Source organism: Variovorax raffinosi (assembly GCF_051216615.1).
In the GTDB taxonomy this organism is placed as follows: domain Bacteria; phylum Pseudomonadota; class Gammaproteobacteria; order Burkholderiales; family Burkholderiaceae_C; genus Variovorax.
In genome coordinates this window covers 144179-167072 of record NZ_JBPJZR010000005.1, presented here as the reverse complement: position 1 = coordinate 167072, position 22894 = coordinate 144179, and the positions used below count along the sequence as shown (strand labels likewise).

Annotated in this window: 20 protein-coding genes; 7 read left to right on the top strand and 13 right to left on the bottom strand. The window is 65.9% G+C overall.

The window, feature by feature from the left end:
- Positions 1 to 2: 2 nt before the first annotated feature.
- From ACSFB7_RS17225 to ACSFB7_RS17215, 3 genes are all read right to left on the bottom strand, one after another.
- Positions 3 to 878, bottom strand: a complete 876-nt coding sequence (locus ACSFB7_RS17225; RefSeq protein ID WP_435472191.1) for an ABC transporter permease — start codon at positions 876 to 878, stop codon at positions 3 to 5.
- The gene (locus ACSFB7_RS17220) at positions 875 to 1825 is read right to left on the bottom strand and encodes an ABC transporter permease (RefSeq protein WP_435472189.1); all 951 of its coding nucleotides are present in this window, start codon (positions 1823 to 1825) and stop codon (positions 875 to 877) included. Before ACSFB7_RS17220 ends, ACSFB7_RS17225 begins: the two co-directional genes overlap by 4 nt.
- A 360-nt stretch (positions 1826 to 2185) precedes the next feature.
- On the bottom strand, positions 2186 to 3268 hold the full coding sequence (locus tag ACSFB7_RS17215) for a tartrate dehydrogenase (RefSeq protein WP_093238531.1): 1083 nt from the start codon (positions 3266 to 3268) through the stop codon (positions 2186 to 2188).
- Between the two features lie 369 nt (positions 3269 to 3637).
- On the opposite strand from ACSFB7_RS17215, the gene ACSFB7_RS17210 reads away from it, so the two are divergent.
- From ACSFB7_RS17210 to ACSFB7_RS17190, 5 genes are read left to right on the top strand one after another with little or no spacing between them, the layout of a single operon-like run.
- Positions 3638 to 5101, top strand: coding sequence for a sensor histidine kinase (locus ACSFB7_RS17210; RefSeq protein WP_435472187.1), 1464 nt, complete (start codon positions 3638 to 3640; stop codon positions 5099 to 5101).
- A 32-nt stretch (positions 5102 to 5133) separates the two neighbouring features.
- Positions 5134 to 5991, top strand: a complete 858-nt coding sequence (locus ACSFB7_RS17205; RefSeq protein WP_435472185.1) for an aldo/keto reductase — start codon at positions 5134 to 5136, stop codon at positions 5989 to 5991.
- A 21-nt stretch (positions 5992 to 6012) separates the two neighbouring features.
- Complete coding sequence (locus ACSFB7_RS17200; RefSeq protein WP_435472183.1) at positions 6013 to 6504, top strand: helix-turn-helix transcriptional regulator; 492 nt, start codon at positions 6013 to 6015, stop codon at positions 6502 to 6504.
- A complete protein-coding gene (locus tag ACSFB7_RS17195) occupies positions 6501 to 6908 on the top strand; it encodes a VOC family protein (protein ID WP_435472181.1) in 408 nt (135 codons plus the stop codon). Before ACSFB7_RS17200 ends, ACSFB7_RS17195 begins: the two co-directional genes overlap by 4 nt.
- On the top strand, positions 6905 to 7495 hold the full coding sequence (locus tag ACSFB7_RS17190; RefSeq protein ID WP_435472179.1) for a YdeI/OmpD-associated family protein: 591 nt from the start codon (positions 6905 to 6907) through the stop codon (positions 7493 to 7495). The genes ACSFB7_RS17195 and ACSFB7_RS17190 overlap by 4 nt, the downstream gene beginning before the upstream one ends.
- A 48-nt stretch (positions 7496 to 7543) precedes the next feature.
- Here ACSFB7_RS17190 and ACSFB7_RS17185 read toward each other — a convergent pair whose 3' ends face one another.
- From ACSFB7_RS17185 to ACSFB7_RS17160, 6 genes are all read right to left on the bottom strand, one after another.
- Positions 7544 to 9034 carry a nucleobase:cation symporter-2 family protein gene (locus ACSFB7_RS17185; RefSeq protein ID WP_435472177.1) on the bottom strand — a complete coding sequence of 497 codons (1491 nt, stop codon included), beginning with the start codon at positions 9032 to 9034 and terminating at the stop codon, positions 7544 to 7546.
- Positions 9035 to 9195: 161 nt separating this feature from the next.
- The gene (locus tag ACSFB7_RS17180; RefSeq protein ID WP_435472176.1) at positions 9196 to 10968 is read right to left on the bottom strand and encodes an EAL domain-containing protein; all 1773 of its coding nucleotides are present in this window, start codon (positions 10966 to 10968) and stop codon (positions 9196 to 9198) included.
- 129 nt (positions 10969 to 11097) lie between these two features.
- A complete protein-coding gene (locus ACSFB7_RS17175; protein ID WP_435472174.1) occupies positions 11098 to 11865 on the bottom strand; it encodes a GntR family transcriptional regulator in 768 nt (255 codons plus the stop codon).
- Between the two features lie 48 nt (positions 11866 to 11913).
- On the bottom strand, positions 11914 to 12651 hold the full coding sequence (locus ACSFB7_RS17170; protein ID WP_435472172.1) for an aspartate/glutamate racemase family protein: 738 nt from the start codon (positions 12649 to 12651) through the stop codon (positions 11914 to 11916).
- Between the two features lie 31 nt (positions 12652 to 12682).
- A complete protein-coding gene (locus tag ACSFB7_RS17165) occupies positions 12683 to 14176 on the bottom strand; it encodes an NCS1 family nucleobase:cation symporter-1 (protein ID WP_435472170.1) in 1494 nt (497 codons plus the stop codon).
- A gap of 382 nt (positions 14177 to 14558) precedes the next feature.
- On the bottom strand, positions 14559 to 15446 hold the full coding sequence (locus ACSFB7_RS17160; RefSeq protein WP_435472168.1) for a LysR family transcriptional regulator: 888 nt from the start codon (positions 15444 to 15446) through the stop codon (positions 14559 to 14561).
- A 92-nt stretch (positions 15447 to 15538) separates the two neighbouring features.
- Here ACSFB7_RS17160 and ACSFB7_RS17155 point away from each other — a divergent pair, with 92 nt between their 5' ends.
- Positions 15539 to 16324, top strand: a complete 786-nt coding sequence (locus tag ACSFB7_RS17155) for an SDR family NAD(P)-dependent oxidoreductase (RefSeq protein WP_435472166.1) — start codon at positions 15539 to 15541, stop codon at positions 16322 to 16324.
- Between the two features lie 43 nt (positions 16325 to 16367).
- Here the strand turns inward: ACSFB7_RS17155 and ACSFB7_RS17150 are convergent, their stop codons facing one another.
- On the bottom strand, positions 16368 to 18104 hold the full coding sequence (locus ACSFB7_RS17150; protein ID WP_435472164.1) for a CehA/McbA family metallohydrolase domain-containing protein: 1737 nt from the start codon (positions 18102 to 18104) through the stop codon (positions 16368 to 16370).
- 319 nt (positions 18105 to 18423) lie between these two features.
- On the opposite strand from ACSFB7_RS17150, the gene ACSFB7_RS17145 reads away from it, so the two are divergent.
- A complete protein-coding gene (locus ACSFB7_RS17145) occupies positions 18424 to 18843 on the top strand; it encodes a hypothetical protein (RefSeq protein ID WP_435472162.1) in 420 nt (139 codons plus the stop codon).
- 50 nt (positions 18844 to 18893) lie between these two features.
- Here ACSFB7_RS17145 and ACSFB7_RS17140 read toward each other — a convergent pair whose 3' ends face one another.
- Genes ACSFB7_RS17140 through puuE form a run of 3 tightly spaced genes read right to left on the bottom strand, consistent with a single transcriptional unit; the run spans position 18894 to position 22890 of the window.
- Complete coding sequence (locus ACSFB7_RS17140; protein WP_435472160.1) at positions 18894 to 20120, bottom strand: M20 family metallopeptidase; 1227 nt, start codon at positions 20118 to 20120, stop codon at positions 18894 to 18896.
- A gap of 17 nt (positions 20121 to 20137) precedes the next feature.
- Complete coding sequence (gene uraD, locus ACSFB7_RS17135) at positions 20138 to 21922, bottom strand: 2-oxo-4-hydroxy-4-carboxy-5-ureidoimidazoline decarboxylase (protein ID WP_435472159.1); 1785 nt, start codon at positions 21920 to 21922, stop codon at positions 20138 to 20140.
- 2 nt (positions 21923 to 21924) lie between these two features.
- Positions 21925 to 22890 carry an allantoinase PuuE gene (gene puuE / locus ACSFB7_RS17130; RefSeq protein ID WP_435472157.1) on the bottom strand — a complete coding sequence of 322 codons (966 nt, stop codon included), beginning with the start codon at positions 22888 to 22890 and terminating at the stop codon, positions 21925 to 21927.
- Between the last annotated feature and the right edge of the window lie 4 nt (positions 22891 to 22894).

The window sequence follows — 22894 nt, the reverse complement described above, 5'->3', positions numbered from 1 at the left end:
GCTTAGCGGGCGCGGGCGAGGCGGGGGTCGAGCAGGTCGCGCAAGCCATCGCCCAGCAGGTTCAGGCCCAGCACCGCCAACGCGATGGCCATGCCGGGGAAGACCGCCAGCAGCGGCTGCTGGAACATGAGGGTCTGTGCCTCGCTGAGCATGCGGCCCCACGAAGGTTGTGGTGGCTGCGTGCCCAGGCCGAGGTAGGAGAGGGCGGCTTCGGCCAGGATGGCAATGGCGAAGCGGATCGTGATCTGCACGATCAGCACCGCCGAGATGTTCGGCAGCACGTGCTGCATCGTGATCGAGAACGGTCCCTTGCCGCAGGCACGTGCGGCGGCCACGTACTCGCGCGACCAGATGGCATTCGCCGAAGCGCGCGTAATGCGCGCAAACGTCGGGATGTTGTAGATGCCGATCGCGACGATGGCATTCACGATGCCTGCGCCGAACACGGCCGTCATCATGATGGCCGAGAGGATCGCGGGAAAGGCCAGCGTGAAGTCCGAAAGCCGCATGACCGCTTCCTCGACCCAGCCGCGTCTGGCGGCGGCCAGCAAGCCGAGGGCGGTGCCGACGACAAGGCCGATGCCCACGGCGATCACGCCCACGAGGATGGAGGCGCGCGCGCCGACCAGCAGCAACGAAGCCACGTCGCGGCCGAATGCATCGGTGCCGAGCCAGTGCGAAGCCGAAGGCGCCTGCATCTTGTTCGCCATGTCCATCGCATAGGGCGACCACGGCGTCCAGACGAAGGACACGAGCGCCGCAAGCAGAAGAAGGGCGGCGAGCACGCCGCCGATGACGAAGCTGCGGTGCTGCGAGGCGCGGCGCCAGAAGCCCGGCACCTTGAGCGCGGCGGCGCTCGGAGCTGTGATGGTGCTCATATGTCGCTGGCCTTGATGCGCGGGTCAATGACGGCGTAGAGCACGTCGACTACGAAGTTCACGATGACCACGAGCGCCGCAAGCAGCATCACGCAGTTGCGCACCACGATCAGGTCGCGGTTGCTGATGGCTTGGAAGATGAGCCGGCCCAGGCCCGGCAGGTAGAACACGTTCTCCACCACGATGGTGCCGGCGAGCAGTTCGGAGAACTGCATGCCCATCACGGTGATGACGGGGATCATCGCGTTGCGCAGTACGTGCGTCCACAGCACCATGCGTTGCGACACGCCTTTGGCACGCGCGGTACGCACGAAGTCTTCGCGCATCACTTCGAGCACCGCTGAGCGCGTGATGCGCGCAAGGATCGCGGCCTGCACCACGGCCAGCGACAGGGCCGGCAGCAGCAGCGACTTGATGCCCGCGAAGAAGCCTTCGCCCCAGCCCTCGAAGCCGCCTGCGGAGAACCACTGCAGCTGCACCGAGAACACGAGGATCAGAAGAATCGCGAACCAGAAATTGGGAATGGCGATGCCCACCTGCGCCATGCTCATCAGGCCGACGTCGCCGAGTTTGTTATGACGTGCGGCGGCAGTCACACCCACCAACAGCGCAATCACGATGGTGATGGCCATTGCAAGCAGCGCAAGCGGCACGGTCAGTGCGAGTCGTTCGAGGATCAGGTCGAGCACGGGCGAGCTGTAGGCGTAGCTGTCGCCCAGGTTGCCGGTAAGCAGGCCGCCGATCCAGTGCCAGTAGCGTGTCCATGCCGGCAGGTCGAGACCGAGCTTCGTTGCCAGTGCCGCGACGGCTTCAGGCGACGCGTCCGGGCCCATGAGCATCTGTGCCGCATTGCCCGGGAGAATTTCCAGCACCAGGAACACGATGATCGACGCACCGATCAATGTGCCGATGAGTGTCAATGTGCGCTTGAGCAGGAACAGGCCCATGTCAGTGGCTCCGCCTCTTGTGTTGCTGGATGCACGGGAGCGGGTTCATTCGGGACGAGTGCGAATGACACCGGGTGCTCCCCTCCGCGAATGTCCCCCGCTTCGCTCCTCCTTTATTTCGCTGCGGGGAGCACCCGGTGCCATTCGCACTTGGGCACGCGGCTGGTGCGCAGCCGATCAACGACTGCTCCGCATAACGCTCACGCTGGCGGTGTGCTCTGCGCAGCGAAATAAAGGAGGAGGGGCGCGAAGCGCCCCGGGGGACATTCGCGGAGCAGAGCACGCCGTCGGCGTGGGCGCGCCCTGAACGACGCACTCCACGCCCCAACAGCACAACGCGAAGAACTGAAGGGCAAGGCGTCATGCCGAGATGCATTCAGCGATGGCACGCCCCACGTCCACGGTGGAAGCCGTACCGCCCATGTCGCGTGTGCGCGGACCTTCGCTCAGCACCGTCTCGATCGCCGAGATCACCGCCGCCGAGGCTTGCGCATACACCGGGTCGTTGTTGCCCAGATGGTCCAGCATCAAAGCGGCCGACCAGATCTGGCCGATCGGATTCGCGATGCCCTTGCCCGCGATGTCCGGCGCCGAGCCGTGCACCGGCTCGAACAGCGACGGAAACTTGCGCTCCGGGTTCAGATTGGCCGACGGCGCAATGCCGATGGTGCCCGTGCAGGCCGGGCCCAGGTCGGACAGGATGTCGCCGAACAGGTTGGAGGCCACCACCACGTCGAACCAGTCCGGGTGCTGCACGAAATGCGCGCACAGGATGTCGATGTGGTACTTGCTCGTCGCCACGTCGGGGTAGCGCGTGGCGATCTCGGCCAGGCGCTCGTCCCAGTAGGGCATGGTGATCGAGATGCCGTTCGACTTGGTGGCGGCCACCAGGTTCTTGCGCTTGCGGCGGCTGGCGAGCTGGAACGCGTAGTCGATGATGCGGTCCACGCCGGTGCGGGTGAACACCGCTTCCTGGATCGCCATCTCGCGCGGCGTGCCTTCGAACAGGCGCCCGCCCACCGAGGTGTATTCGCCTTCGGTGTTCTCGCGCACCACCAGGAAGTCGATGTCGCCGGGCTTGCGGTGCGCCAGCGGGCCGGGCACGCCGGGCATCAGGCGCACGGGGCGCAGGTTGACGTACTGGTCGAAGTCGCGGCGGATCTTGATCAGCAGGCCCCACACGGCGATGTGGTCGGGCACCTTGTCGGGTGCGCCCACCGCGCCGAAGTAGATGGCATCGTGGCCCTGGATCTTGTCGGCCCAGTCGGCCGGCATCATCAGGCCGGTGCGCACATAGTGGTCGGAACCCCAGTCGAAGTGGTCGTACGAGAAGTCGATGCCGAAGCGGCGACCGACCGCGTCGAGCACGCGAAGCCCTTCGGGCATGACCTCGACGCCGATGCCGTCTCCGGGAATGACGGCAATCCTGTGCTTTTTCTGCATTGACTCTACCTGTTCCAAAAATCGTTTCGATGGGGTGCCGGCGCTCGTGACGCAGGACCATCGAAAAATTCTAGGAGCGGGGGTGGGCTGCCGGCTCGGGGTTGGCACCCACTTGGCATTGACAAAATCAGAAGGCGGGAAAAGGCGGTTTCACCGAGGGATCGCCCGTTTTTCTGTCATAAAAGTGTCTTGGTCTTCTGAAATTGAGAAGGCAGCGGGCACTGGCCGGAGCCCGGCTGGAACCCGGCCAATGCCGCGCGCTGAACCCTTCATGAAGGTTTTCTGAATTTCACCGCAAGGCCTCCCAGATACTTGGCGCGCTCGCGACACCCTCGCCCGGGGCAGGTCGCCAGGAGATCCAAGAATGTTTTGCTTGCCGAGAACAACGCCGCATCGCGGCCGCTGCGCACGCGCGAAGAGCGGCACGCGGTGATGCAGGCGCTTGCCCGGCGATGGGAGCGGTGGGCCCAGCCTTCGCTGGTGCGGCGACTGCTGCTGGCCCAGATCGGCGTGGTGGCGTTGCTGTGGAGCCTGACGGTCGCGCTCTTCCTGTACGACTCCAATTCGGTGCCGGAGCTGGTGCGCTACGACAAGGTCTACGACCTCATCATCACGACCGCGCAGAACCTGGCGGCCTCGCCCGACCGGCAGCAGGAAACCCTGCGCGCCTTCGACCTGACATTGCTGGAAACCTCGGGCGACCTCAGCTCCACCGCGGACAAGGCGCCCATCATGCAGATATGGCAGGAGGGCGTGCTCATCTACAACTCCAACGCGGGCGTGCCGGTGATGATGAACTCGGCGCCCGGCCGGGTCGAGACGATCCGCGTCGGCGACCATGAATGGCGCGCGCGCACGATGACCTCGCCGCTTCTGGACACCCGCGTGATGCTGGCCGAGCCGAAGATCTGGCGCTTCAACTTCACCATCGAGAACCGCAGCTACTACCTGCTGCCGCTGGTGATCAGCCTGCCTTTTCTGATTTTTCCGGCATGGCTGTCGGTGATGCTCGCGCTGCGGCCCTGGCGGCGCGTCACGGAAGAAACCGCCGCGCGCGGCCCGGCCGACCTGACGCCGTTGTCCTTCGAGCCGAAGCACAAGGAACTGCGGCCGCTGGTGCGCAGCATCAACGACCTGTTGCGCAGCGTGCGCGACCGCGCTGCGCGCGAGCGCGGGCTGATCGCCGATGCGGCCAATGAACTGCGCACGCCGCTCGATGCGATGCGCGTGAACGTGGAAGCGCTGAAGGAGCAGACCGACGACGCGGGCCAGCGCGAACTGATGGGCAACCTGCTGCGAAGCAACGACCGCGCCTCGCGCCTCGTGGGCCAGTTGCAGGAGCTGATGCGCAGCGACGAGATTCCGCAGGACGCCTTGCCCACCGTGCTTGCGCTCGACGCGCTGGTGCAGGACAGGATCTCGCTGGTCGAAGGCCTGGCCGGTGCACGCGGCATCGTGCTGGACTTCATGTCCGAAGGGGCCGCGCCCGTGTTCGGCGAGCGCGAGAGCCTGATCTCGATGATCAGCAACATCGTGGAAAACGCCATCAAGTACAGCCCGGACGGCGGCAGGGTGACGGTGCGCATCGCCCGCGAAGGACCGATGGCGGTGCTGCGCGTGACGGACCAGGGCCCCGGCATTCCGCCCGCCTTGCGCGAGCGCGTGTTCGACCGCTTTTTCCGTAACCCCGACCAGACGCAATCGGGCAGCGGGCTGGGCCTGGCGATCGTCAGGTCGGTGCTGGGCAAGCACAACGGCCGCATCGCGCTGGACACCAACCCGCAAGGCAGCGGGTTGCATGTGACGGTGTGGCTGCCGCTCTCGCTGGCCTGACAACCGCTTCGCCCCCTCGTACCATGGGGGCCATGCGAAAACTTTCACTCCCCACCGGCGGCGAGATGCCGGTTCTCGGTCTCGGCACCTGGCGCATGGGCGAGGTGGCCGGTCGTCGCGCGGCCGAGGTGGCCGCCGTGCGCGAGGCCATCGGCATGGGCTACCGGCTCATCGACACGGCCGAGATGTATGGCGAGGGCGGCGCCGAGACGGTGCTCGGGCAGGCCATTGGCGAGGCGCTGCGCGCGGGCGATGTGCAGCGCGAAGAGCTCTTCATCGTCAGCAAGGTCTATCCGCACAACGCGAGCCGTCGCGGCACACGCGATGCCTGCGAACGCAGCCTGAAGCGGCTGGGCCTCGACGCCATCGACCTCTACCTGCTGCACTGGCGCGGCAACCATCCGCTGGCCGACACGGTCGAGGCGATGCAGGCGCTGGTTGCCGGCGGGCGCATCGGCCACTGGGGCGTGAGCAACTTCGACACCGACGACATGGAAGAACTGATGCAGGCCACAGGCGATGGCCCCGGCTGCGCCGCAAACCAGGTCTATCTGTCGTTGGGTGAGCGCGGCCCCGAGTTCAGCCTGCTGCCCTGGCAGCGCGAGCGCGGCATGCCGCTGATGGCCTACAGCCCGATCGACCAGGGCGCGCTGGCCGAAGACGATGCGCTGGGAGAACTGGCGGTGCGGCTCGGCGTGACCGCCGCACAACTCGCGCTGGCCGCGGTGCTGGCGCGGCCCGGTGTCATCGCGATTCCGAAGGCGGTGCGCAGTGCACACCTGAAAGAGAACCTGGCCGCTGCCGCATTGAAGCTCGATGCGGCCACGCTGGCTGAACTGGACCGCCTGCATCCGCCGCCGCGCCGCAAGACGCCGCTGGCAATGATCTGACGTGGCCCTGCGGCGCACGACATGAGCGACGACTCCCCGAGCCAGGACCCGGCGCTGCTGCGCCGCCTGCTGCGCGCCAAGGACCGGATGGACGCGGCTTCGTCCGAGGACTGGCCGGTTCATCGGCTGGCGGATGTGAGCGGTGTTTCCGAAGCCCACTTCGCCCGCTCGTTCAAGGAGGCCTTCGGCGTTCCGCCGCACCGGTATCTGCTGACGCTGCGCATCGAGCGCGCGACGGCGCTGCTGCGCGACACCGACCTGCCCATCACCGAGATCGCATTCCACACGGGCTGGGAAAGCCTGGGCACCTTCGGGCGCACCTTTCGCGACATCACCGGCGAGAGCCCGAGCGCGATGCGTGCGCGCGCACGGGCCGAGGCGGGCGAGCCCGGCCGCGTGCCCCTGTGCATCCTCGGCGCGGCGCAACGGCCCGACCTGATCACAGCAGTTTCGGAGAAGCGGCGCCGGGAGGCCGCCGATATAAACAGGCCACACAACAAGGAGTCTTCATGAGTCAAGGTGTTCAAGTGGTGGGCCTGTATGTTCGCGATCAGGACGAAGCGCTCGCGTTCTATGTCGACAAGCTCGGTTTTCATGTCCACACCGACGTGCGCAACGGAACGTACCGTTGGCTCACGGTCCAGCATCCGGAGCAGCCGCTGTTCCAGCTCGGGCTGTTCACGCCGGGGCCGCCGGTCCTGGATGCGGCGACAGCGCAGACGCTGAACGCGATCGTGGCCAAGGGCGCGATGCCACCGCTCGTGCTGAGCGTGACCGATTGCCGCGCGGCCCATGCGCAGATGACCGCCCGGGGCGTGGAGTTCACGCAGGAGCCGGTGGCCCGCTTCGGCACGGTGGATGCGGGTTTTCGGGACCCGTCGGGCAACGGGTGGAAGATGATCGAGGCGCGGCAATGAGCCCAGCGAACCCCAAGGTCGATCCCTATTTTTCGAAGCCCGGGCCCTGGCAGGCCGAACTCGAATTGCTGAGGGGCATCCTCCTTGGCTGCGACCTCACTGAGGAACTCAAGTGGGGCAAGCCCACCTATACCTTCGGCGGCAGCAACATCATCTTGATCATGCCGCTGAAGGAAAGCTGTGCGCTGCTTTTCCTGAAGGGCGCGTTGCTGGAGGACCCTCAAGGCCTGCTCGTGCAGCCCGGAGAAAACTCGCAATCGGCCCGCCAGATGCACTTCACGTCAGCGGCTGAAGTCACGAAGCTGAAGGCTGCGGTAAAGCGCTATGTGAAGCAGGCCATCGCCGTCGAAGAGGCCGGCCTGAAGGTGCAGTTCAAGAAAAGCACGGACCTGGTCTATCCCCCGGAATTCCAGAGCAGGCTCGACAAGAACTCCGCCTTGCGCGAGGCATTCCATGCCTTGACGCCGGGGCGCCAGCGGCAATATCACATCTATTTCACAGGGGCCAAAAAAGCGGAGACCCGGGAGGCCCGGGTCGAGAAAGCCCTGCCGCTGATACTCGACGGCATGGGCCTGAACGATCGTTGAGCAGGTCGGCACAGGCCAGGGCCGTGCCTTCCTCCTCTTCTTCTTTTTCTAGTGCGCGTCGGCGTGCTTGGCCGCAGCAATCACCGCCTGCTCATCGTGCTTCGCACCATTGAGGAACAGGTTCAGCAGCACCGCCGCAATCGACGCCAGCAGGATGCCCGATTCGATCAGCGAGTGAATGGCATGCGGCATCCACTGCTTGAAGTTGGGTGCGATCAGCGGAATCATGCCGATGCCGATGGACACGGCGACGATCATCGCGTTGTGGCGGTTGGTCTTGAAGTCCACGCCCGAAAGAATGCGGATGCCGGTGGCGGCCACCATGCCGAACATCACGAGGCCCGCGCCGCCCAGCACCACGGTGGGCAGCGACTCCACCAGCGCGGCCATCTTCGGCAGCAGGCCCAGCACGATCAGGATCACGCCGCCGGCCACGCACACATAGCGGCTCTTGATGCCGGTGACGGCGACAAGGCCCACGTTCTGCGAGAAGCTGGTGTACGGAAAGGTGTTGAAGATGCCGCCGATCAGCGTGCCCAGGCCGTCGGTGCGCAGGCCGCGGGCCAAGTCTTTCTGGTCGATCTTGCGGCCGGTCATTTCGCCGAGCGCGAGGAACATGCCGGTGGATTCGATCATCACCACGATCATGATGAGCGTCATCGTGAGGATCAGGATCGGGTCGAACTGCGGCATGCCGAAGTGAAAGGGCAGCACGATGTCGACCCAGGCGGCCTTGCCGACCTTCTCGTAGGTCATGAGCCCGGTGGCCGACGCCACCACCGCGCCGATCACGATGCCCAGCAGCACCGAGATGTTGGCGACGAAGCCCTTGGCGTACTTCACGATCAGGAGGATCGACACCAGCACCAGCGCGGCCACGCCGAAGCCCGAGAGGTCTGCGTACTTGGGGTTGGGCACCGTGGGCATGATCGCGAAGCCCTTGGGCACGGCGGGAATCGAACTGCCCGGCGAGGTGACCTCGGCCAGCCACTTCGCATACACCGGGTCGACCAGCGCGGGCGCCGTCGGGCCCACCGGGTTGCCGAAGATCCAGTTGATGCCCACGCGCATCAGGCTGATGCCGATGACCGCGATGATGGTGCCGGTGACCACGGGCGGAAAGAAGCGCAGCATGCGGCTCACGAGCGGCGCGATCAGTATCGACACCACGCCCGCGCCGATGATGGCGCCGAACAGCAATTGCGCGCCGTTCTGCCCCGGGTTGGCGTTGGCCATGGCGACCATGGGCGCGACCGAGGCGAAGGTCACGCCCATCATCACCGGCAGCTTGATGCCGAACCACTGCGTGGCGCCCAGCGCCTGGATCAGCGTGGCGATGCCGCAGCAGAACAGGTCGGCCGAGATCAGCAGCGCGACTTCATCGGGCGAGAGCTTGAGCGCGCGGCCGACGATCAGCGGCACCGCGACGGCGCCCGCGTACATCACCAGCACGTGCTGCAGGCCGAGGGCGGCGAGCTTGCCTGAGGGCAAACGCTCGTCCACGGGGTGAACTGTTGAGGAAAGGGTATCGCCCGTCATCGTTGTCTCCTGCTGCTGCGAGGGGAGAGGCGGCGCGACACGGTATTGCCATGACGCACACCTCATTGTGTACGCCAAACTGTATACAACTTATGCAACAATCCGGACTCGGAAAAACCCGAATCCGGCCGGGTGCTTTACGTGAGCGTTTAGGTACGCGGTTACGTGCGCGGCCGGGGCTCGCGCACCGTGAGGCCCGACGCGGTGTGCTTGGCCTCGTGCTTGGCAATGGCCGCCTCGCTGGCCACGTCTTCGGCGTGCCTGAACATGTCCGGCGGAATGCGCACCGCGCCAATGGAGAGCGTGGCGCAGGGCGTGAAGCGCAGCACGCCCTGCCGGTCTTCACCTTCGACGCCACCCGCCAGCCTGTCCGCCTCGTCGTAGAGGCCGGGGGCCTGCCGGTTGAAGTCGTCGATCAGCCGCGTGCAGCGCTGCCGCCAGTCGGGGCTTTGGTACAGCACCAGGAAGTCGTCGCCGCCGATGTGGCCGACGAAATCGCGGTGCGGGTTGGCGTGCTGCGTCGCCAGGCGCGCGAGCAGCAAAATCATTTCGTCGCCGCGCCAGTAGCCGTAGTGGTCGTTGAACACCTTGAAGTTGTTCAGGTCCGCATAGCAGGCGACAAAGTCGGCGCGGCCTTCGAGCAGGCGCGCGATGTGGATGTTGATGGGGATGTTGCCCGGCAAAAAGGTCAGCGGGTTGGCGTGCCGCGCGGCCTCGATGCGCGCCTCGGTCACGGCGCGCACCAACTGGTCGCCGGTGCCAAGGCCCGCATAGCGTTTTTTCTCCGTGACGATGAAGCCTTCGCTCAGGTAGCGCTGGTCTTCCGACATCAGGATGCCGAGCAGGCTCTCGACGTTTTCCTCGCGCTCCACGATGCGCGGCGAGAGGCTGCCGTACAGCAGGCAGGGGCGGCGCCCGTGCACCTCGCGAAAGTACATCCTCGCGTAGTCGTTCATGAACGACTGCCGGTTGATCAGCGCCACGGGACGCCCCTGCTCGACCACGGCAAGCGCATGCAGGTCGGGGTGCTTCTGGAAGATGGCCGAGACCTCGTCGATCGGCGTCTGCGGACTCAGCGCCGGCGCCTGGATGACCGACAGGCCGCGCAGCACGTTGGGCTGCGACGGCTGCGAGGCATGCGGCATCACCGCGATGCGGGCGTCGTGGATGGCGGCCGTCACGGGCTCGGGCAGCGAGGGCTGCAGCGCGGGCGCCGGCCGGCCGAACAGGTAGCCCTGGCCGTGGGCAATGCCGAGGTCGCGCAGCACGCGCAGGTCCTTGGCGTCTTCCACGCCTTCGGCCACCAGCTCGGTGCCCAGTGCGTTGCCCAGGCCGACGATGGCGCGCACCAGCGCCACGCTTTGCGGGCTGCTCGCGATGCCCTGGGTCAGCAGCTTGTCGATCTTCACGAAATCGGGTTGCAGGTCTTTCCAGCGCCGCAGGTTCGAATGGCCTTCACCGAAGTCGTCGAGCGCCAGGAGTGCGCCCAGCGCGTGCAGCGCCTTGACGGCGTGGCGCAGCGCCTCGGGGTTGACGGCCGCGCGTTGCTCGGTGAGTTCCACCGTCACGTCGCGGGCCGAGATGTCGCAGTGCGCGAGCATGCGTTCGAGCCAGCAGGCCGTGCCCACGCCGCCCATGGCCGCGACCAGCGCGTCGGCGCTCATGTTCACGAAAAGCCGCCCCGGCTTGGGGAACTGGCCCCAGTGCGTGAAGATGACTTCCACGCAATGCAGCTCGAACTCGGTCAGCCGCGATTCGCTGGCCGCTTGCGCGAGCAGCGCCAGGGGACAGTGGAGTGGGGTGCCGACGGGGCCGCGTATCAGGGCTTCATGGCCGAAGATCGTTCCCTGGCGCAGGTCCACGATGGGCTGGAAAACAGGGTAGACCGCGGGATGCGAGGCAGGGGTGTCGCTGGGCCGAATGTGCCGGGGCATGCTGTTGGGATGTTCGTCGGTGGCGCATCCGCAAGAAGAAAGTATGCGGTGCCTGTCCGGGCAGCAGCATGACGCGGTTCTGTGACAGTCGCACGGGCCCGCCGGCCGTGTCGGCGCAACGCCGTGGCGTCAGGCCAGCAACGCCTTGACCAGGTCGAGCTGGCGGTCGGGCTTGTCTGTGCCCAATTCGAGGCTGGCCTCGATGCGTTCGAGGTGGTCGATCATGCTGGTCACCGCGGCTTCCACGTCGCCCTTGCGGCACAGGCGAAGAAAGTCGGCGTGCTCGTCCGAAGAGCAGTGCGGATCGTTCGACGAGTGGTAGAGCATCGCAATCAGCGAGCTGCGCGCCACCAGCTCGCGCACCAGTTCGGCCAGCGTCTTGTTGCCGGTGGCCTCGGCCAGCGCCACGTGGAAGTCGCCCAGCAGTTTTTCGCGCACGGTGCCCGTGGTGGTGGTCTGGCGCAGCGCGGCGCGCTCGAACTTGATGTGCTGCTCCAGCACCTGGTAGTCGCGCGGCCGTGCATTGGCGATGAACAGGCGCACCACTTCGCTCTCGAGAATGCGGCGCACCGTGAACACTTCGCGCGCTTCTTCCACCGAGGGCTGGCAGACAAAGGCGCCCTTGTCGGGAATCATCTCGATGAGCTTGTCTTTCGACAGCATCAGCAGGGCCGCGCGCACCTTGGTGCGGCTCACCGAGTAGACGCGGCCCAGCGCCTCTTCACGCAGCCAGGTGCCGGGCGGCAGGCGCTTTTCGACGATCGCGGTGGCGATGTCGTTGGCGATGCTTTCGATGGAGCTGTTTTTGTCGGCTGCGGCCGCTGCAACGGCGCTACCGTTGTCGGCGAGAGCCGCGGTTGCAGGGGAGGCGGAAGATTTGGAGCTGGCGCGGGGCATGCGCAGATTGTGGCCCAGCGAGCGATGGAGGCTGTGGCGGTGCCTGTATCACCCGACGAGGGTGAAGCCTTCGAGCGCGCCCTTCATGGTCTTGGGCAGTGGCCGCGCAAGCTCGCCGCGCTTGCTGGTGCGCAGCTTCAGCGTGACCAGCGACTCGATGAGCTTGGTGCCTGCGGCCACGCCGTCGATCACTGGCACGCCGAGCAGTTCGCTGATGTGCTCGCACAGGTCGGTCATGCCGGCGCAGCCGAGTACGATGCAGTCGGAGCCGTCTTCTTCGAGCGCGCGCCGGCATTCATCGACGATGCGTTCGCGCGCACGCGAGCCCGGCTCTTCGAGTTCGAGCACCGGCAGTTCGCAAGCGCGCACGTTGGCGCAGAAGCGTTCCATGCCGTAGATCTCGGCCAGGTGCCAGGCCTGTCCCATGGTGCGGCCCAGCGTGGTCACCACGCTGAAGCGGCTGCCGATCATGCTGGCCAGGTGCATCGCTGCTTCGGCAATGCCCACGACCGGGCCGCGCGCGAGTTCGCGGGCGGCCTTCAGGCCCGGGTCGCCGAAGCAGGCGATCACGTAGCCGTCGATGCCCTCGCGCTCGCCCGCCGCGATCTCCTGCAGCAACCCCGGCACGGACAGCGCTTCGTCGTAGTGGCTCTCGATGGAGACCGGCCCCATGGCCGGGCTCACGGCGACGATCTCGGTGCCGGCGCTCGCCACCGCGTGGGCGCAGGCACCGATCTTCTCGGTCATGCTCCAGGTGGTGTTGGGGTTGATGATCTTGATGCGCACGGCGCTCTCCCTTTCTTTCTCTTTCAGTGTTTCAGGTCTTGTTGCTTCGGTTCAGCAGCACGTAGAGCACGAAGCCCAGGCCCATGCCGATGAACCATGCGTAGTTGGCGGCACCGCGCAGCGTCGGCACCATCACGCACAGGATCGGCACCAGCGCCGCCGGCACCAGTGCCATGATGGCCTTCGGGTTGTAGCCGCCGCTGTACCAGTACTTGCCCTTCGTGCTCATGGTGTAGAGCGCGTCCACGTCGATCTGCTGCTTGCGCACGATGTAGTAGTCGGCAATCAAGATGCCGAACAGCGGGCCGATGAACGAGCCCAGCACGTCGAGCGTGTAGTGAATGACCTCGGGGCTGTTGTAAAGGTTCCAGGGCGTGAGAAACACCGAGCCCACGGCCGCGATCATGCCGCCCGTGCGCCAGCTGATGTGCTGCGGCGCCACGTTCGAGAAGTCGAAGGCCGGCGACACGAAATTGGCCACGATGTTGATGCCGATGGTGGCAATCATGAAGGTCAGCGCGCCCAGCACCACGGCGGTGGTGCTGTCGATCTTGCCCACGGTGTGCACCGGGTCGGTGATGAGTTCGCCGAACACCGGCAGCGTGGCCGCCGTGGTGATGACGGTCAGCAGCGAGAAGAAGATGAAGTTGATCGGCAGGCCCCAGAAGTTGCCCTTCTTCACCGCATCGAAGCTCTTGCCGTAGCGCGAGAAGTCGCCGAAGTTGAGCATCGGGCCGCTGAAGTAGCTCACCACCAGCGCAATGGCCGAGAGCATCACGGGCAGCGCGTCCCAGCCCTGGAACTTGATGCCGCCCAGGTTCAGGTCGATCTTGCTCCAGCCCGCCTTCCACACCAGCCAGCCGCACAGCACGGCCATGACCACGTACACCGCCGGGCCGGCCCAGTCGATGAACTTGCGGATGGCTTCCATGCCGTGCCAGAACACGAAGGCCTGCAGCACCCACATGACCATGAACGCGACCCAGCCGAGCGTCGACAGGCCCGCGAAGCCGTGTTGCGACACCTCGGCATACGGCGCCAGGCCGGGGGCCATGTGCAGCGCCAGCACCATGAAGGCGGCCGACGCAAGGTAGGTCTGAACGCCGTACCAGGCCACCGCGATCAGTCCGCGGATGATGGCCGGGATGTTGGCGCCCAGCACGCCGAAAGGCGCGCGGCACACCACCGGGTAGGGCACGCCCGTCACCTGGCTGGGCTTGGCCACGAGGTTGCAGAAGAACTGCACGATGACGATGCCCACCAGCAGCGACACCAGCACCTGCCAGCTCGACAGGCCCAGCGCGAACAGGCTGCCGGCCGTGATGTAGCCGCCCACGCTGTGCACGTCGGACATCCAGAACGCAAAGATGTTGTATTGGCCCCAGGTCTGCTTTTTCAGCGGGGCAAGGTCTTCGTTGGTCAGGCGCGGGTCGTAGCCGGGCTTGATGAGGGCGTTCGATTCCGCGTGCGGCGCAATGCCGGCTTCGCTTGCCCCGGTGGGGGCCTGGCTGACGACTGTGCTCATGGTCTTTCCTCGTGCGAGTTGAGTTGGGTTTGGGGAGCCCGTTTTGACGCAAATTTCGCGCCGGCTTTTCGAGTGCGTTATTTGTATACAAAAACTGCACGCAATCAAGACCATTCGGGGAATCATATATCCGTAGATTCCCTGATGCACTGCTGATGCTCAATGGAGTGCGTCGCCGTGCCGGCGCCGCTGCAGCGGACGCTGGCGAGCGCGCTGAAGCACAACTGCGGAATGGCAATCTGCATGGATGCACCGCAACCGTGCGTGACCGTTGCTCTGTGCGGGAGCCGCGTCAGCCGTTGGCTTCGCGCTTCGGACGACGGACACCGGTGTGGTCTCGTGCCGTCCTGTCTACGCCGGGCGATCTTCCGGAGGTGGTCCTTCAGCGGGCGCTTCGAGTGAGCCAGCCCCCCGCAGCTTCCGTGAGCAGGGAGTGGCAGGTGCGCAAGCGCGCATTTTCGCGGGTCGCCTTGCTGTACGCGGCATAGAGCGGTACCGGGATCCTTGCGCGTGTGGGCTGGCTGATCACGCGGCCGGTCTGCAGGTGATCGAAGCACAGGCACTCGGGAATGACGGAAATGCCGACACCCTCCACAGTTGCATCGAGCGCCGCCTGGTAGTCGGGAACGATCGCCGAGGGTGCGGCCGGGGCTTCGCCAAACGCCGCGCGCCAGTAGCCCGCCAGCGCCGGCGCAGGGCCTTGCAAATCGATCAACGGTATGCCGCGAGGCGCCGCGGTTTTGGTGAGCCGATCGCGCCAGCGCGGTGCACAGACAAGCAGCAACGGACTCTCGTGCAGCAGGTCGTATTCGATCGCTCGGTGCGGAATTCGCGCGAGTGTCACTGCGAGATCGATGTCGTTGTCCACGAGCGCGGCGAGGAGCGTTGGAGGTGGCGCAGTGCGCAGATCGAGCCGGACACCGTAGTTCGGCAACGATGAAAGGGCCGAGAGCACGAGCCGGGAAAAACCGCTGCTCGTGCCGGCGCGAACCACCCCCGCAAGCGCTTCGCCTTTGCCTTCAGACAAGCCGACGATCTGCTCGAGCGCATCCAGGTGAGAGGCAATCCTTCGCTCCAGTTCATTGCCGGCCGGTGTAGACAAGAGACCACGCGGCAAACGCTCGAACAGGCGATAACCGAGACGACCTTCGAGCACCTTGATGTGCCGGGACACCGCAGGTTGCGTCAGATGAAGTTTTTCAGCGGCGCGCGAGATCGAGCTGTGCCGGTAGACGCTCAGGAAGGTCCGGAGGTAGAGCAGGTGAGACATAAAAATATTGATACCCGTGGCGAATATTCATGATTTGTTTTTAGTCTAGGTCGGACGCAAAGTGGCGGCAACACAGCTTCAGAAAGCCCACCATGCCTACGCAATCGTCCAGCCTTCCCATCTATCCAGACCTGGAGGGGAAGATCGCGCTTGTGACGGGTGGCTCCCGTGGAATTGGGGCCGCAACCTGCCTGGCGCTTGCAAGGAGCGGCGTGAAGGTGGCCGTCAATGGCCGTGACGAAGCGGCGATGGCTACCACCGTTGCGGCGGTGCACGCCACGGGGGGCGAAGCGATGGCTGCCCCCGCCGATTGCGCGAAAGCTTCAGCGGTCGAAGCCATGCGCGATCATGTCCTTGCACGACTGGGTGTCCCGGACTTCATCGTGTCCTTCGCCGGAGGTGGAACGGGAAGACCGGTCCCCTTTGTTCAGATCAGCGAATCCGATTGGCGATCAAGCATCGACAACAACCTGACGTCGACCTTCCTGACCCTCAGAGCATTTCTTCCGGCCATGCTCGATCGTGGAGCGGGAAGCATCGTCACGATGGCTTCCGCCGGTGGACGAGTCGCCTCCGGTGCGCCCGCGGCCTATGGCGCCGCCAAGGCGGGCGTGATCATGCTGACTCGCCATCTGGCGCAGGAATTGGGACCGGGCGGCATCCGCGTCAACTGCGTTTCGCCCTCCGCCGTGTTGACCGAGCGCACCCGCACATCGATGCCCGAGGAGCAGCAACAGCGGATGCGCGCCGCCTTTCCGCTGGGCCGCCTCGGGCATCCCGATGACGTGGCCGCCGCCACGCTGTTCCTGCTGTCGTCTGCCTCGGCGTGGATCACCGGCGTGACACTCGATGTCGCCGGCGGGCGTGTCATGTCGTGAGGTGCGGCGCAAGGGGAGAGGGAATCCCCGACGGATCGACAAGCTACAGCGCGGCAACCTTCACGAAAACCGGGTTCGAGTAGAACCACAGGTCGGCGTAGTTGCGGGCATTGATGGCGTTGAAACCCTTGACCGGTTCGGCGCCCACCGTCAGCTCGGTATCGGGCAGCGGCTCGCCGTTCGATGTCTCGTTCGGCACGTCCGTCCCCAGGTTGGTGCCTCGCAGGCGGAAGTACTGGTTGCGGCCGGCCTTCACGGTGTAGCTGACCGCGAAGTAGCCGTCGGCGTCGAGCTTCCAGTCGGCGCGCGTGAAGCGCTTGAGCACGCGGGTCGACGGGTTGGTGGCGCGCCAGTAGCCCGGCGTGCCCGGGGTTTCGGGGCCGGTCACGTCACCGGCGATCAGGTCGACGTGGTCGACCACCGGCTTCACGTTGGCGTAGATGCCGCTGCCGAGCTGGTACTCGAAGTTGTTGCGCTCGGGGCTCTTGAAGCGAATGGTGATCTTCAGGTCGTCGCCCGCGTTCGCCGCCACTTCCGAGCCCATCTCGCCGGTGGCTTTCGCGCTCTGCACCTTGAAGTCGAGCGCGTCGATCAGGTCGCCGTTGACCGCGAAGAGCTTGCCCGCGCGAAAGGCCGCGAGCAGCGACTTCGGGTCCTTGATGTCGCCCCACAGGTGGTTCTTGGCGTACTCGCCGGGCGCATAGCCGCTGGCGTAGAGGCCCTTGGCGGTCGTGAAGTGGTAGTCCGAATCCGCCACGTTCCAGATGCGGCGGCCTTCGGACAGCAACGCGTCCCAGGTGCCGCCGAGATTGGCCACGAGGTAGTCGACGCCGCCATAGGTGCGCGAGGGCAGGTTGGCGGGGACGTATGCGCTGACGTAGCCGCCCCGGTTGCCTTCCATCTGGTTGCCGACCATGCCTTCGAGTGAGAACACGATGTTGGGCGCGGCGTCGTTCATCTCGCGCAATTGGGCGATCGTGTACTTGCCCGGGTTGCGCGACGGATGGTTGATCTGCAGGTAGCTCGTGTCGGGATAGTTCTTCTTGAGCCAGGCGATGGCCTTGAGCACGTCTTCGTGGGTGGCGTTGGCCCGCGCATCCTTTGCGTTCCATGCCGCCACGTCGCCGGCCGGGAACATCACCGGGTCGCGGGTGGTGAAGAGGTATTCGAACTGGCTCACGGCCTTGAGCGCGGCGTCGGACATCGGGTTGTCGGTCAGGATACCGACGTTGCCGTGGTCATGCGTGGGCATGTCCCACTCGAAGGACGAGAAGATCGTCTTGTCCGCGTACTTGCCGCTGGCTTGCAGCGCCTTGATGCGCGGCACTTCGTACAGCGCCATGCCCGTTGAAAAAGCGATCACCGACGGAAGCGGCTTGCCGTCGCTGTCGAACCGCGGGAACGAGATCGCCGCGGGGAGCGTGTTGCCGTCGTTGTCGTAGGAGGACTCGCGCAGATGGTTCGAGAGGGTGGCCCAGTCGAGCCCGAAGCGGTCGAAGGCCAGCGCCAGCACCTGGTCCAGCGTGGAGACCTGCTGCGTGTCGTTCGACTGGATGGTGTGGATGTGCAGGTCGCCCACCGTCCAGCGGCCGGGCTTGGCGGCCGGCTCCGGGTCCGCGGGCACGGCAGGCGGCACGGCGGCCACGGGGGCGGCGGGAAAACCGAAGAACGGCATGCCGCCGCCGGACCCGCCGCCGCAACTGGCGAGCAGGACGGTGGCAAGTGCGAGGGAGGCGGCGAGGGGCGTGAAAACGGAAGTAAGCGGAAAAGCGGATTTCATGAGAGCAGACGCGACAACGGCCAGCAGGTTGCTGGCCGTCACGCTCGGGTTGTCGAGGCAGGAAGGAGAAAGAAGCCGCCGAGTCTGGATTCGGGCTGTGACGCAGCGATGAAATGGCTGAAGACTTTCTGAACCCCTGCGCGCCCCGCTGGCGCTACCCTTTGTTCATGTCGTGCACAGGGCGAAAACCCGGGCGCGGCGCACCCGATGCGAGTACGCTGAACTCATACGCTTGGTAACGTGTTCACAAGGGCAAAATACAGCCATTGCGGCGGGCCCGGCCCGGCTGCTCTTCATCAACGAACCTGTGGTCCGATCTATGAAAAAACTGGTTCTCCTGGCCTTCCTGGGCTTGAACGCCGTGACCGTTTTCGCCCAGCGTGACATGGACGTCTACGAAAGCGATCGCAGGTACTGCGCCAGCGGCCGTTCGGGCGTCGACTTCAACAGCTGCATGTGGCGGCTTCAGAACGATCGCAGCGGCCGCCACGAGCGGCGCGAATACGACCGCCGCTATGGCTGGGGCGAAGCACCGCAGCGCTATGTGCCCGTGCCGGTTCCGGTGCCCGCACCCCAGTGGCAGCCCGATCCCTACGGGCCGCGCTGGGAAGCGCCGCAGCAGCGCGAAGGGCCACGGCTGAGCGACATGCAGAAGCTCGCGCTGCAGAACTGCAATGTGCTGCATCCGCGCGACCAGCCCGGTTGCCGGGCCGCGGTCTGGTCGACCGTGGGGCGCTGAGACCCCGCGACAACGTGAAGTGACCCGGCCGCACTGGCCGGGTCGGCCGATCAGGCCAGCAGATCGCTCAGCGTGCGCGCAATGACCTTCGTTGCGCGGCGCAGGTCTTCCAGCACCACGCGCTCGTCGCTGCGCTTGGCGTGCGATTCGAGCACGGTGCGTGGGCCGGCACCGTAGATCACGCCGGGAATGCCGGCTTCGCCGTACAGGCGCACGTCGGTGTACAGCGGCGTGCCCATGGCCTTGACCGGCTCGCCGAACAGTTCGCCGCCGTGCTTCTGGATCGCATCGACCAGCGGCTTGTTGCCCGCCAGCGGCTTCATCGAATTGGCCAGCAGCAGGCGCTTGATGTCGACCGTGATGCCCGCGCTCTCGGCGGCGGCATCGGCAATCACCTTGCGGATCGTGGCTTCGACTTCGACCGGGTTCTCTTCGGGGATCATGCGGCGGTCGAGCTTGAACACCACCTTGCCGGGCACCACGTTGGTGTTGGTGCCGCCTTCGACGCGGCCGACGTTGAGGTAGGGGTGCGTGATGCCCTCGACCTTCGACGTCACCTGCTGGTAGAGCGTGTTCTGCGCGTAGAGCGCGTTCAGGATCTTCACCGCGCCCTGCAGCGCATCGATGCCTGAGGTCGGGATGGCCGCATGGGCCATCTTGCCGTGCACCGTCACTTCCATCTGCAGGCAGCCGTTGTGCGCGGTGACCACTTCATAGCTGAAGCCGGCCGCGATCATCAGGTCGGGCTTGGTCAGGCCGTTCTTGAGCAGCCAGCCCGGGCCGAGGATGCCGCCGAATTCTTCGTCGTAGGTGAAGTGCAGCTCGACGCTGCCCTTGGTCGGCTTGGCCACCGCTTCGAGCGCGCGCAGCGCGAAGGTGAAGCTGGCGAAGTCGCTCTTGCTGACCGCGGCGGCGCGGCCGTAGAGGCTGCCGTCGGCGATCTCGCCGCCGTAGGGGTCGTGCGTCCAGCCTTCGCCCGGGGGCACCACGTCGCCGTGGGCGTTGAGCGCAACAGTCAGGCCGTCCTTGCCGTACTTGCGGCGCACGATCAGGTTGGTGATCGATTCGAGGCCGTAGTCCTTCACGTCCTGCGCGGGCACGGCGTGCTTTTCGGCGTCGAGGCCGAAGTCCTTCAGCAGCTCGGCCGTGCGTTCGGCGTGCGGCGCGTTGTTGCCGGGCGGCGTGTCGGTGGGCACCTGCACCAGTTGCTGCAGGAATTGCACTTCCTCGTCGAAGTGGGCGTCGATCCAGGCGTCGAGCTTCGTGTAGTCGGTCATGGTTGTTCTTCTGTGAATCAGTGGGCTTGTTCGGCGGCGAGGTTGTCCAGCAGCAATTGGAAGGCTTGCACTGCAAGCTGGATGTCGTCGTTGGTGCTCGATTCGAGCGGGTTGTGGCTGATGCCCGAGTTGATGCCTCGCACGAAGAGCATGGCCTGCGGCATCACCTCGTGCAGCTTCATCGCATCGTGGCCGGCGCCGCTGGGCATGCGGAACAGCGGGATGCCCAGTGCGTCGACGGCCTTTTCCCAACGCTGCTGCCAGTCGGGTGCGCTCGGCGCGGCCGAGGCGCGCATGCTTTCCTCGATCTCGTAGCGCACGCCGCGGCGTGCGCAGATGGCCTTGAGTTCGGCGAGCACGTCGTCGGTCAGTGCATCGCGCTGCGCGTTGTTGGGCGCGCGCATGTCGAGGCTGAACTTGCAGCGCCCCGGTACGACGTTGATGGAGCCGCTGGGCACTTCGAGCATGCCGACGGTGCCGACGGAATCACCGTCTTTCGCGGCGCGCTGCTCGGTGTAGAGGATCAACTCGGCCACCGCGGCGGCGGCGTCACGGCGGCGGTCCATCGGCGTGGTGCCCGCATGGCTGGCCGTGCCGATCACTTCGCCCACGAAGCGCACGCCACCGTTGATGGCGGTGACGATGCCCAACGGCAGGTCGAGTTCGGTGAGCACCGGGCCCTGTTCGATGTGCACCTCGACAAAGCCCAGGTAGCGGGCCGGGTCGCGCTGGATCTTCGGAATGTCTTCCTGCTTCAGGCCCGCGTGCTGCATGGCCTCGCGCATGGTGATGCCGTCGGCATCCTTCTGGTCGAGCCAGCGCTGGTCGAAGTGGCCGATGAGCGCGCCCGAACCGAGGAAGGTCGCCTTGTAGCGCTGGCCTTCTTCTTCCGCGAAGCCGACGACCTCGAAGGCGAAGGGCAGGCGGCGGCCCTGGCGCTTGAGTTCGCGCACGCAGGCCATCGGCACGAAGATGCCCAGGCGCCCGTCGTACTTGCCGCCGTTGCGCACGGTGTCGTAATGCGAGCCGGTGAGCAGCGTGCGTGCGCCCGGCTGCGTGGCCTCGTAGCGGCCGACCACGTTGCCGACCGCGTCGATGTGCACCGAGTCGAAACCCACGTCGCGCATCAGCGCGCTGATCTGCGCGGCGCAGGCGCGGTGCGCGTCGGTCAGGTAGGTGACGGTGAGCTGGCCCTTCTCGGCATAGCCGGGGTCGGTGTGCACCGAGAGCTGCTCCTGCCAGTCCCACACGTCGTTGCCGAGCGTGATGTCGGCGGCGAACTTGTCGTTCAGGCGGATCTCGGCGATGCGATGGATGTTGCGCAGCGCCTCGCCCAGCTCGAAGGCCGGGTGGTTGTACAGCCGGCGCTCGAAGGTGTCGATGATTTCGCGCTTCGAAAGCCCCGTGCCGCGCGGCCCGCGCACCGCCAGGATGAACGGAAAGCCGAACTTCGCGTTGTAGTCGGCGTTGAGCTTCTGGATCTTTGCGAACTCTTCGGGCGTGCAGTCGGTCAGGCCGGCCTTGCTCTGCTCGTTGGTCGACTCGGCCGTCAGCGTCTTGCTGACCATGGCCTTGCCCGCCAATTCCGGGTGGGCGCGGATCAGGCCGATCTGCTCGTCGGCGGTCGATGCGGCCAGTGCCTGCACCAGCGCGTGCTTGAGATGCGCGAGCGAGCGGAAGGGGCGTTGCACCAGCGCGCGCTGCGCGATCCAGGGCGAGTGTTCGTAGATGCCGTCGAGCAGTGCGACGGCCGTGGCCGGCGCGGCGGCGTTGAGTTGGGCGAGGGTGAGGGTGAGGCTCATGGTCAGTTTCCGGTGACGGCCGATGCGAAGGGGTGCGCCTGCTTCCAGTGCCGCGCGATGTCGATGCGCCGGCAGACCCACACGCGGTCGTGCTGCGCGATGTGATCGAGGAAGCGCTGCAGCGCCGTGATGCGGCCGGGCCGCCCGAGCAGCCGGCAGTGCATGCCGATGCTCATCATCTTGGGGCTGTTGTCGCCGTTGGCGTCGCCTTCGGCATAAAGCGCATCGAAGGTGTCCTTCATGTACTGGAAGAACGGGTCGGCGTGCGAGTAGCCCTGCGGCAGCGCGAAGCGCATGTCGTTGCAGTCGAGCGTGTAGGGCACGATGAGCTGCGGCACCACGCTGCCGTCGGTCTTTTGCACCTTCATCCAGAAGGGCAGGTCGTCGCCGTAGTAGTCGCTGTCGTATTCGAAGCCGCCGTAGTCGGCCACGAGGCGGCGCGTGCGCGGGCTGTCGCGGCCGGTGTACCAGCCGAGGGCGCGCTCGCCGGTGAGCTTCTCGATGGCTTCCATGCCCAGGCGCAGGTGCTCGCGCTCGGTGGCTTCATCGAGGTTCTGGTAGTGGATCCAGCGCCAGCCGTGGCAGGCGATCTCGTGGCCCAGTTCCTTGAAGGCGGCGGTCAGCTCGGGGTAGCGCTGCAGCGCCATGCCCACGCCGAACACGGTGAGCGGCAGGCCGCGCTTTTCGAACTCGCGCAGGATGCGCCACACGCCGGCGCGCGAGCCGTACTCGTAGATGCCTTCCATGCTGATGTGCCGGTCGGGGTAGCTGGCCGGGTTGAACATCTCGGACAGGAACTGCTCGGAGCCCGCGTCGCCGTGCAGCGTGGCGTTTTCGCCGCCTTCTTCATAGTTGAGGACGAACTGCACGGCGATGCGTGCGCCGCCGGGCCATTGCGCATGCGGTGGGTTGCGGCCGTAGCCGACGAGGTCGCGCGGGTAGGGCAGGGTGGTGTCGTAGACGGTCATGGGT

Coding starts and splice junctions, on each gene's coding strand:
- ACSFB7_RS17225 (WP_435472191.1), bottom strand. CDS start 878: ATGAGCACCATCACAGCTCCGAGCGCCGCCGCGCTCAAGGTGCCGGGC.
- ACSFB7_RS17220 (WP_435472189.1), bottom strand. CDS start 1,825: ATGGGCCTGTTCCTGCTCAAGCGCACATTGACACTCATCGGCACATTG.
- ACSFB7_RS17215 (WP_093238531.1), bottom strand. CDS start 3,268: ATGCAGAAAAAGCACAGGATTGCCGTCATTCCCGGAGACGGCATCGGC.
- ACSFB7_RS17205 (WP_435472185.1), top strand. CDS start 5,134: ATGCGAAAACTTTCACTCCCCACCGGCGGCGAGATGCCGGTTCTCGGT.
- ACSFB7_RS17200 (WP_435472183.1), top strand. CDS start 6,013: ATGAGCGACGACTCCCCGAGCCAGGACCCGGCGCTGCTGCGCCGCCTG.
- ACSFB7_RS17195 (WP_435472181.1), top strand. CDS start 6,501: ATGAGTCAAGGTGTTCAAGTGGTGGGCCTGTATGTTCGCGATCAGGAC.
- ACSFB7_RS17190 (WP_435472179.1), top strand. CDS start 6,905: ATGAGCCCAGCGAACCCCAAGGTCGATCCCTATTTTTCGAAGCCCGGG.
- ACSFB7_RS17185 (WP_435472177.1), bottom strand. CDS start 9,034: ATGACGGGCGATACCCTTTCCTCAACAGTTCACCCCGTGGACGAGCGT.
- ACSFB7_RS17180 (WP_435472176.1), bottom strand. CDS start 10,968: ATGCCCCGGCACATTCGGCCCAGCGACACCCCTGCCTCGCATCCCGCG.
- ACSFB7_RS17175 (WP_435472174.1), bottom strand. CDS start 11,865: ATGCCCCGCGCCAGCTCCAAATCTTCCGCCTCCCCTGCAACCGCGGCT.
- ACSFB7_RS17165 (WP_435472170.1), bottom strand. CDS start 14,176: ATGAGCACAGTCGTCAGCCAGGCCCCCACCGGGGCAAGCGAAGCCGGC.
- ACSFB7_RS17160 (WP_435472168.1), bottom strand. CDS start 15,446: ATGTCTCACCTGCTCTACCTCCGGACCTTCCTGAGCGTCTACCGGCAC.
- ACSFB7_RS17155 (WP_435472166.1), top strand. CDS start 15,539: ATGCCTACGCAATCGTCCAGCCTTCCCATCTATCCAGACCTGGAGGGG.
- ACSFB7_RS17150 (WP_435472164.1), bottom strand. CDS start 18,104: ATGAAATCCGCTTTTCCGCTTACTTCCGTTTTCACGCCCCTCGCCGCC.
- ACSFB7_RS17145 (WP_435472162.1), top strand. CDS start 18,424: ATGAAAAAACTGGTTCTCCTGGCCTTCCTGGGCTTGAACGCCGTGACC.
- ACSFB7_RS17140 (WP_435472160.1), bottom strand. CDS start 20,120: ATGACCGACTACACGAAGCTCGACGCCTGGATCGACGCCCACTTCGAC.
- uraD (WP_435472159.1), bottom strand. CDS start 21,922: ATGAGCCTCACCCTCACCCTCGCCCAACTCAACGCCGCCGCGCCGGCC.
- puuE (WP_435472157.1), bottom strand. CDS start 22,890: ATGACCGTCTACGACACCACCCTGCCCTACCCGCGCGACCTCGTCGGC.